Source organism: Dolichospermum sp. UHCC 0352 (assembly GCF_009711925.1).
GTDB classification, from domain to species: Bacteria; Cyanobacteriota; Cyanobacteriia; order Cyanobacteriales; family Nostocaceae; genus Dolichospermum; species Dolichospermum lemmermannii.
Genome location: NZ_VIKY01000091.1, coordinates 1 through 533, shown reverse-complemented (window position 1 = coordinate 533; position 533 = coordinate 1). Strand labels below are relative to the sequence as shown.

Annotated in this window: 1 protein-coding gene; it reads right to left on the bottom strand. The window is 35.6% G+C overall.

Annotated features, from left to right (window positions below; all coding sequences use genetic code 11):
- Window positions 1-157: 157 nt before the first annotated feature.
- Window positions 158-454 (bottom strand): hypothetical protein, encoded by a 297-nt coding sequence (locus tag FJR06_RS06065; protein WP_081424412.1) that lies wholly within the window; start codon window positions 452-454, stop codon window positions 158-160.
- Window positions 455-533: the final 79 nt, after the last annotated feature.

The window sequence follows — 533 nt, the reverse complement described above, 5'->3', positions numbered from 1 at the left end:
TTCTGATATTGAAGCCCAGAGTGAACAGCCTAATGTGGCACTATTAAAGTCACCCAAATTAAACTTTCTTTCGTAGCTGACTGCGATAGTTTTGACAAACATTTTAACCCCTATTTTTTATTCAAAAGTAACCAAATTCATTAAGCGATAGCATTAATCACTTTTTCCAGTTGTCGGGGTTTTCAGGGGATGCCAGGGTTTCTTCATATTCCGAATTAATGAATGCTAAATTAAACTGTTCTTTAGCTATTAATAATCCCAAGTTTTCAAACTTTGCATAGGCTTCTTCATCCCATATTGGTGCAGTTGCAATTGCTTCCAACAACCTTGAATTATAATCTGTCAATACCCCATGATTATCCAATAATTCAATCACCTCTAATAACCGTTGCTTTGGTGGTTTTGGACGATCAGGTAATAATGCTTTCGGGGTAAATCCTGTTAACAGTTTCATTTGGTAAACTCCTAAAGAATTATATTCTAAACATGACAACATTAATAGGCTGGGAAACCCCAACCCGATTAATTACTGA